We start from the raw sequence: 8,229 nt of genomic DNA, 5'->3' as shown, positions 1-8,229 counted from the left end.
GTTGCAACCCCCGCCGCCGATCCCGTCGCGATCGCGCGCGAAAAGGGCAGCGACACCTATGCGGTGATGAGCGGCAACCTCGCCACGCCGCATATCGTCGAACGCGAGAAGGACAGCGGATCGGGCCGCTATCTCGCGCTTCTCGCGGGCGAGGTGCAACGCGCACGCGCCGCGGGCCCGCTGCCGCCCGTCACGCCCCGTTTCGAGGCGCTGTCGAGCGGCGGCACCAGCATTGCGGTGCAGCAGTCGCTCGGTTTCGGCGCGGTCTTCGTCATCTTCCTCCTGACCCTGCTCCTCGCGGGCCAGACGGTGAGTTCGCTCGCCGAGGAAAAGGGCAACAAGGTGATCGAGATTCTCGCCGCCGCCGTGCCGCTCGAAAGCGTCTTTCTCGGCAAGCTGCTCGGCTTTCTCGGCGTCGCGGTGCTCTTCATCGCTTTCTGGGTCGTGCTGGCCATGGGCGGCGGCCTGATCGCGGCCCTGCTGTCGGATCCGGGGCAACTGGCTGCCGCGGACGGCGCGGGCAGGGCCGCGGCGGCGCTCGCGTCGACGCCCGCGACGGGCTGGCCCTTTTTCCTCGGCATCGGCTTCGTCTATTTCGTCCTCTCCTTCCTTCTCCTCGGCGCGGTCTTTCTCGGAATCGGCGCGCAGGCCTCGACCGTGCGCGAAATCCAGATGCTCAGCCTGCCGATCACCATCTTCCAGGTCGGGATGTTCAGCCTGTCGGCGGCGGCCGCGAGCGCGCCGGGCAGCGGCCTCGCCCGCTTTGCGCAAATCTTCCCCTTCTCCTCGCCGCTCGCGATGGCGGCACGCGCGGCGACCGACGATACCAAGGCGGTCCATCTGCTCGCGCTGGGCTGGCAGGCGATCTGGGTCGCGCTCGTCATCTGGGTTTCGGTACGCCTGTTCCGCGCCGGCGTGCTCGGCGGCGGCGGCAGCTGGAAATTCTGGAGGGGCAAAACCGCCGCGGCGCCCGACCCGTCGCCGCCTCATTGACAAAGCTGTTAGCAGTGGCATTCTGCAACTGATTTCGACGACGGCGGCAAACGTCGCGGCGAGTCCCTTGCCAAGAGAGGATGCCCGATGGCGACTGCAGCCAAGCCCCAGCCCGTCCCACAGCCTGTTACCCACGCCCATGACATGAGCCCCGCCGCCCTCTATTCGGAGGATCGCTGGCAGGAACCCTTTGCCGAAATCCGCAAGCTCGGCGGCATCGTGAAGTGCGAGGACAGCGTCCACGGTCCCTATTGGAACATCGCGAGCCATCAGGCGATCCAGCATGTCGAGGCGCTCCCCGACATCTACAGCTCCTCGTGGGAATATGGCGGCATCACGATCCTCGAACGCGACGAGGACGAGGATTTCCGCCTGCCGATGTTCATCGCGATGGACCGGCCGCAGCATACCGACCAGCGCCGCACCGTCGCCCCCGCCTTCACGCCCGCAGAAATGACGCGGCTGTCCGAAGATATCCGCCACCGCACCGGCGAAGTGCTCGACGGACTGCCGTGGGGCGAGACATTCGACTGGGTCGATCGCGTGTCGATGGAACTGACGACGCAGATGCTCGCGCTGCTTTTCGATTTCCCGTGGGAAGATCGCCGCAAGCTCACCGAATGGTCCGACTGGATGGGCGACGTCGAACTCGCGCAGAAACCCGAGCTCAAAGAACAACGCCGCGCGGTGCTCGAGGAAGCCTTCGTCTATTTCCAGCGGCTGTGGATGGAAAAGCTCGACCAGCCGCCGACCCCCGACCTTTTGTCGATGATGCTGCACAGCGAAGCGATGCGCGACATGGACAAATATGAATTCATCGGGAACCTCGTGCTGCTGATCGTCGGCGGCAACGACACGACGCGCAACACGATGTCGGGGCTCGCCTATGGCCTCGACAAATTTCCCGAACAGCGCGCGAGGCTCGAAGCCGATCCGTCGCTCATTCCCAACGCGGTCAGCGAGATCATCCGCTGGCAGACTCCGCTCGCGCATATGCGCCGCACCGCGATCGCCGACGCCGACCTCTTCGGGCACCAGATCAAAAAAGGGGACAAGCTCATCCTCTGGTACCTGTCGGCAAACCGGGACGAAAGCGTGTTTGATCAGGGCGACGATCTCGACCTGACCCGCGAAAACGCCCGGCGCCACCTGTCATTCGGTTACGGCGTCCACCGCTGCGTCGGCGCGCGGCTTGCCGAACTCCAGTTGCGCATCCTGCTCGAGGAAATGGCCACACGGCGCATGCGCGTGAATGTCGTCGGCGATCCCGAACGCGTCCACGCCTGCTTCGTCCACGGCTTCCGTTCGCTGCCGGTGCAAATCGCGAAATATTGACGCCCGCTTGTAACCATCCGGTGAAGGCATACGTATCGGGAATATGATCGAACGTCGTCATCTTCTCGGCGGACTCGCCCTCGGCGGCGCCATCATCGGCGCGCCGATGCTCTTCGCCAGATCGGCGCGCCCGAAAGCGCAGGCCGGCTGGCAACTCAGCGAAGCCGAGTGGAAGAAGCGGTTGTCGCCGCTCCAGTATCGCGTGCTGCGCGAGGCTGCGACCGAGCGCGCGTTCACCAGCCCGCTCGACAGGGAAAAGCGCGCCGGCACGTTTCTTTGCGCCGGCTGCGCGCTGCCGCTCTATTCGAGCCGGACCAAATTCGACAGCGGCACCGGCTGGCCAAGCTTCTGGGCGCCGCTGAAGGGCGGCATCGCGACCTCGACCGACCATGATCTCGGCTATGCACGCACCGAAGTGCATTGCAGCCGCTGTGGCGGCCATCTGGGGCACGTCTTCAACGACGGGCCGAAGCCGACCGGGAAACGCTATTGCATGAACGGCGCCGCGCTGAGCTTCCGCCCCGCCTGACGCTTCGGTATCACCGCGCCGCAGGTCTGACCCGCCACACCGACAAGCCGCTTTTCTCGCCGATCGGCACCGCTTCGAGCCAGGCGGGGGGCTTACCGGCGTAGAGCAGGGCGGCAAGGTCATCCTTGCGCGCGCGGCGATACTGGTCGAAATCGGCGGCGCTCCGGCAAAAGACGATCAGTGACGCCTGCTGCTTGCGGACGAGCGCCTCGGCCTGCGCCGGGTCGCCAACGAACACACGGATCGTATCGGCCATCGCCTCCCTGTTACGATGATGACCGCTGGCGACAAGGCTGTGGCGTGTCCAGAAGATCAGCGGGGCACCCAGGTCGATCGGGGTCAGGATCGTCGTCGGCGGCAGCTGGCCGAGCCCCGCGAGCGCCACGCTGTCGAGGCAGGTTCGCTCGATCGGCGCCAGCACTACGGCTTCTTTCTCGTCGGGCTTGAGCGCCGGAAAAAGGGCGCCGAGTATGATCGCCGCCGCAATGCTGCCGGGCAACGGCAGGGTCAGACCGGCGGCGGCCGAGGCAAGGATCCGCGGCAATGCCGACGGGATGGCGCGCGCCCGTTCCCATGCGCGCAGGCCCAGCCAAGCGCAGCCGGGCAACGCAAAGACATGTGCGGTCGACACGCTGCGCAGCACGAGCAGCGACAGTGCCGCCGCGCCGAGCAGTGCGATGATCACTGTCGCCCAGTTGCGGCGGTCCCCGGCGGTGACACTGCCGCGCCAGGCAAGCAGCGACCCGGCGAGCCCGACGAGCGAGGGCGTGAGGACGAAAATCGCGTCGAAGGGAAGCGAGGCCCAGAGCGGCTGGCCCTCAAGGACGTTCCGGTACCAGTATTTGACGACGATCGGATCGAGCGAGGCAAAGGGTCCTTTCGCACATTGCGGTTCGGTCCAGACCAGCGCTCCCGCCGCGAGACCCGCTGCGCCGGCAAGAAGTGCGAAGCGCGTCACGCGCTGCGCGGGATTCGCGCGCGCCGCCGCCAGAACCACCGCCGCCGCACCGACGAATGCCGCCAGATAGGGGGCCGAAAGCGAATCGCACCAGGTGCCGGCGAGCCCGACAGGTCCGCGGGTTACGAACTGGAACAGGATCGCGCCACCCGCGAGCGCGAGCATATAGCCGCCCATGCGGGCGCGGTCCCCGGTGCGCCCGTACAGGGCCCAGCGCAGCGCGGCGAGCCCCGCAAACAGCGCGACGATCGGCAATCCTTCGATCGAGACCGCGAGCAACGCCGCGGCGCAAAGGCCGGCGATCAGGCCCGCCCGCCACGTCGCGGGCCGCAGCGCCTGTCCCATGATCAGCATCGCAAGGAAAATCTGCCAGCCGTGATGATCGACGCGCAGCGGGCGAAACTGCATCACGACGAACCCCGACAGGATCAGGAACAGCGGAACGACCCACGCGATTCGCCGGTCGGAAAGATCCCGATAGCCGAGCACACACGCGATGCTGAGCGCCGCACCCAGCAACGGCGGCCAGAGCGTCATCACGATACGTTCGGCCAGCGCCTGCCCGAACAGCGGTTTCAGCAGCAGGATACCGGCGGCCAGCGGCGCATCGACGATGCGCGACCAGTGCATCAACACACCGCCGCCCGCTGGATTGACGCGATATTGATTGAGATCCCACCAGCCTTGTCCGGCGAGAAGGTCGCGCACCTGCGCCATCCGCATCGCGTCGTCGGTATCACCCAGTTCGAGCACGCCGATCGCATGCCATTTTCCGACGATCGCGATCAGGCTGATCGCGGTCCACAGGATCAGCGCGATGCGTATCGGGGTCAGCCAGGTCGCGCGCGCGACGCGGTCGGCTACCGGCGCCCCGGTCACGCGGCGGCCGCCCGGAACACGATATGACGGCGCAGCAAATAGGTCGTCTGGAAGCTGATGACGATCGCGAGAAGCTTCGCGAGGCGCGGGTCGAGACCGAGCGCGCTGCCGCCGCCGACGATCGCGGTGGTAACGGTCAGGCCGACCAGCGCCGAGGCGACGAACAGCAGCTTCTGCCGATGCCGCTCCCCGGTGCCCCGCGCCGCGGCGCCGTCGGCGAAAACGAGCCGGCTCGATACCATCCAGTGGACGAGAATCCCCGCGCAATAGCCTGTCGCCGACGCCGACATCGGTGACAGCCCGGCGTCGAGCAGCATCAGGAACAGCCCGGCGTCGCTCGCCAGCGCGAGCACGCTGGCGAGCAGATAGTTCAGCCAGCGAATTTCGCCGCGCCGGACCGAACTTATCAGTCTGGTGACGGGTTGCATCGCACCGATCCCCCGGCCAAGGCCCTACGCCGCCTTCGACACACGCGCGGGAACATCGCGAACCGACGCCAGCGCGGCCTGTTCGCCTTCGGTGCCACTCTCGTGATATTCGGCGTCCTCGTTGACGCCCCAGATATCATAGAGGCGCTCGCCCGCCACGATGTTGCGCACCGTCAGCATCGCGGTCATCATCGCGTGATCCTGATTGTTGTAGCGATGCATGCCGTTACGCCCGACCATATGCAGCGTCGGATAGCGCGCTTCGAGTTCGCTGCGCATCGTCTCGACATGCGCGGCATAGTCATCGTCATAGACCGGATAGGCCTTTTCCTGCCGTACCACCGCACCGCCGACGACATCTTCGGGATTGCAGAGGTTGAGGATCGCCATTTCCCTGGTGGCCAGCGCGACCAGATCGTCATCGCTCGACGACCAGAGCCCGTCGCCCTCGAAGCAGAAATATTCGAGCCCGACGCATGCAATAGCCGGGTCGGGCACCATCTCGGGCGACCAGCTGCGGAAATTCTGCACCCGGCCGACCTGCACCTTGCTGTCGTGGATATAGATCCAGTTGTCAGGAAACAGGTCCTCCGAGCGAATCTTGAGCGCGACGGTCAGGAAGTCGCGATATTTGAGGTTCGGTGCGGCGTTCAGCGCGCATGCGGGAAGCGGATGGATCCGCGCGGCGAGCTCGCGCATCGGCGCCGAGCTGATCACATGGCCTGCGTCGATCACGACATCACCGTCGGGGCCGTTCGCGGTCATGCGCCAGCGGCCGGTCCGCTGGTCCTGCGTCAGCTGCTTGAAGCTGTGCCCCATCAGTACGTGATTGCCGCCCGCGACGACCTTTGCCGCCGCCGCATCCCACATCATGCCGGGGCCGAGCCGCGGATAGCGAAAGGTTTCGAGCAAGGTCTTGGTCGCCATGCCGTCGTTCGGGCGCTTGTTGAGCCCGAGGCTGCGCTTCAGCCCGTCGAGCACCGCGCCGCCGAGACTGAGCCCCTTGATGCGCTGCGCGGCCCAGTCGGCCGACATCTCGTTGCACGGCATGCCCCACACCTTCTCGGTATAGGTCTTGAAAAAGATCGAATAGAGCTTCCGCCCGAACTGGTTGATCGTCCAGTCCTCGAAACTGCGCACCTTCCGGTTCGGAAACAGCTTCGCCTGCGCATAGCTCGCCATGCACAGCGTCGAACGCACGACACCCAGATTCCACAGCGCCTCGAATGCGCGCAGCGGGTAGCTGTAAAATTTGCCCTCATAATAGATGCGGCTCATTCGCGGGCGCTCGATGAAATCGTCGGGCAGAATCTCGTTCCACAGGTCGACGACTTCGCGGCTCTTCGAGAAAAAGCGATGGCCGCCAATATCGAAACGGAACCCTTCATGCTCGACTGTACGGCTGATCCCGCCGACATAGACCGGATCCTTTTCGATCACCGTCACGCTGTAACCCTGTCGGGTCAATTGATAGGCCGCGGTCAGACCGGCCGGGCCGGCGCCGATGATCGCGACATCGACGCTCGTCGCGCGGCTTTTCGAAACTTGGGCGCTCGTCACTGGATTCCCCCACACCGGTCGGTTTGCTGCCTGTCGCCTTGCGGCAAATATGGATAAAAACCGGTTAATGGCGCGATGGTTTTGTGCCCGCGTGCCGGTCACGGCGCGCAAACCGGACGCGAACCGATCGTCGCAGGCCGCACGACGGACCGCCCCGAAAGCTGGCCGAGCCGATGCCACGCCCCCTCTCGCGCCGCGTCAGTTCAGCGGGGCGCCATCTTTCATTTCCTAATCTGGCCCGAGGGACCAAGATGGAGAAAATGGATGTTCCTGCTCAAGAAACTGGCCTTGACCGCGCTACTCGGCGCAAGCGCACTCGCCGCGCTTCCCGTCGAGGCCGACGCGCGTGATCGCCACCACCGCCATGGCTACTACGGACACCGCGACAATGACCGGTATCGCGATTATCGCCGCGACTACCGGCGCGATTATCGTCGTGACTACCGGCGCAGCCACCATCGCGACCGCCGCTATTACGACTGCCGGCGCGGCAGCGGCACGACGGGCCTGATTGTCGGGGGTGCCGCCGGCGCGCTGCTCGGTCGCGAGGTTGACCGCTATGGCGATCGCCTCCCCGGCACGATCATCGGCGGAGCGGCGGGTGCGTTGCTCGGCCGCGAGGTCGATCGCGGCGGCCGCCGCTGCTGATCGGGCGAAGACTGCGGACCGTCCCTTGCGCCTGACGTGAGCGGCGGTCCGCCTGGTCAACCAGCGCCGGCGATCAGATCGATTCGCCCGAGAGCCGCTGACAGATCATGTCGAGCTGGTCGAGCGACGCGAATTTCAGCGTCAGCGCGCCCTTGCCGCCGCCCGCATACTGGATCGCGATGCCGATACCGAGCAGTTCGGATAGATGCCGCTCGACCGCGATGATGTCGGGGTCGCGCCCGCCATCGGCGCTCTTGTATTCGAGCGCCGCTTCCTTGCGCGCCGCACCGCCGTCGCGGCCCGCGCGCACCAGCGCCTCGACCGTGCGGACCGACAGGCCTTCCTTCGCGACCCGGCGAGCTATCGCTTCAGCATCGGCCGCCCCGATCAGCGCGCGCGCATGGCCCATCGCGAGCGATCCGTCGCCGACCAGCGCCTGCACGCTGGCGGGCAGGTCGAGCAGGCGCATCAGGTTCGCGACATGGCTGCGCGACTTGCCGACCAGCTTGGCAAGCGCTTCCTGATTATGCCCGAAATCCTCGATCAGGCGGCGATAGGCGCTCGCCTCTTCGATCGCGTTGAGGTCCTGCCGCTGGATATTCTCGACGAGCGCGATCTCGTAGGTCGCGGCGTCGTCGAGCTCGCGCACGAGCGCGGGTATCTGGTGCAGCCCCGCGCGCTGTGCCGCACGCCAGCGTCGTTCGCCGGCGACCAGCTGATACCCCTCGCCGCCGGGCGACCGGCGGACGATGATCGGTTGCAGCAATCCGCGCAGCCCGATCGAGTCGGCAAGCTCGGCGATCGCATTTTCATCGAAATGGCGGCGCGGCTGTCCGGGAAGCGGGCTGATCGAGCCGACCCCGATGTGCTGGACGGCATCGCCGGACGCCGCCGGGGCC

General features: G+C 66.2%; 8 protein-coding genes. 4 read left to right on the top strand and 4 right to left on the bottom strand.

The annotated features are described in order from the left end of the window. The 3 genes from VN047_RS17920 to msrB all read left to right on the top strand — a co-directional run. A partial coding sequence (locus tag VN047_RS17920; RefSeq protein ID WP_325545072.1) for an ABC transporter permease occupies nucleotides 1–993 on the top strand: 993 nt, incomplete at its 5' end. An 87-nt stretch (nucleotides 994–1,080) separates the two neighbouring features. Beyond that, nucleotides 1,081–2,328 carry a cytochrome P450 gene (locus VN047_RS17915; protein ID WP_325545070.1) on the top strand — a complete coding sequence of 416 codons (1,248 nt, stop codon included), beginning with the start codon at nucleotides 1,081–1,083 and terminating at the stop codon, nucleotides 2,326–2,328. Nucleotides 2,329–2,371: 43 nt separating this feature from the next. Then, on the top strand, nucleotides 2,372–2,857 hold the full coding sequence (gene msrB, locus VN047_RS17910; protein ID WP_325545068.1) for a peptide-methionine (R)-S-oxide reductase MsrB: 486 nt from the start codon (nucleotides 2,372–2,374) through the stop codon (nucleotides 2,855–2,857). A 10-nt stretch (nucleotides 2,858–2,867) separates the two neighbouring features. Here msrB and VN047_RS17905 read toward each other — a convergent pair whose 3' ends face one another. From VN047_RS17905 to VN047_RS17895, 3 genes are read right to left on the bottom strand one after another with little or no spacing between them, the layout of a single operon-like run. Further along, nucleotides 2,868–4,694, bottom strand: coding sequence for a hypothetical protein (locus VN047_RS17905; protein ID WP_325545066.1), 1,827 nt, complete (start codon nucleotides 4,692–4,694; stop codon nucleotides 2,868–2,870). Continuing rightward, nucleotides 4,691–5,122, bottom strand: coding sequence for a GtrA family protein (locus tag VN047_RS17900; RefSeq protein ID WP_325545064.1), 432 nt, complete (start codon nucleotides 5,120–5,122; stop codon nucleotides 4,691–4,693). Before VN047_RS17900 ends, VN047_RS17905 begins: the two co-directional genes overlap by 4 nt. Nucleotides 5,123–5,146: 24 nt before the next feature. Next, the gene (locus tag VN047_RS17895; RefSeq protein WP_325545062.1) at nucleotides 5,147–6,682 is read right to left on the bottom strand and encodes an NAD(P)/FAD-dependent oxidoreductase; all 1,536 of its coding nucleotides are present in this window, start codon (nucleotides 6,680–6,682) and stop codon (nucleotides 5,147–5,149) included. A gap of 264 nt (nucleotides 6,683–6,946) precedes the next feature. Between VN047_RS17895 and VN047_RS17890 the strand changes: the two genes are divergently transcribed. Next, on the top strand, nucleotides 6,947–7,330 hold the full coding sequence (locus tag VN047_RS17890) for a glycine zipper 2TM domain-containing protein (RefSeq protein WP_325545060.1): 384 nt from the start codon (nucleotides 6,947–6,949) through the stop codon (nucleotides 7,328–7,330). A 73-nt stretch (nucleotides 7,331–7,403) separates the two neighbouring features. Here the strand turns inward: VN047_RS17890 and VN047_RS17885 are convergent. Beyond that, on the bottom strand, nucleotides 7,404–8,229 hold an 826-nt coding region (locus VN047_RS17885; RefSeq protein ID WP_325545058.1), incomplete at its 5' end, for a ParB/RepB/Spo0J family partition protein.

Origin of the sequence: Sphingopyxis sp. (assembly GCF_035565275.1) — a bacterium.
Lineage (GTDB): Bacteria > Pseudomonadota > Alphaproteobacteria > Sphingomonadales > Sphingomonadaceae > Sphingopyxis.
Note: the sequence above shows the minus strand (reverse complement) of the source record. Positions and strands in the feature narration are given on the sequence as shown.

Excerpts from the sequence above, each read along its gene's own strand:
- VN047_RS17915 (WP_325545070.1), top strand. The coding sequence starts at position 1,081 with ATGGCGACTGCAGCCAAGCCCCAGCCCGTCCCACAGCCTGTTACCCAC.
- msrB (WP_325545068.1), top strand. The coding sequence starts at position 2,372 with ATGATCGAACGTCGTCATCTTCTCGGCGGACTCGCCCTCGGCGGCGCC.
- VN047_RS17900 (WP_325545064.1), bottom strand. The coding sequence starts at position 5,122 with ATGCAACCCGTCACCAGACTGATAAGTTCGGTCCGGCGCGGCGAAATT.
- VN047_RS17890 (WP_325545060.1), top strand. The coding sequence starts at position 6,947 with ATGTTCCTGCTCAAGAAACTGGCCTTGACCGCGCTACTCGGCGCAAGC.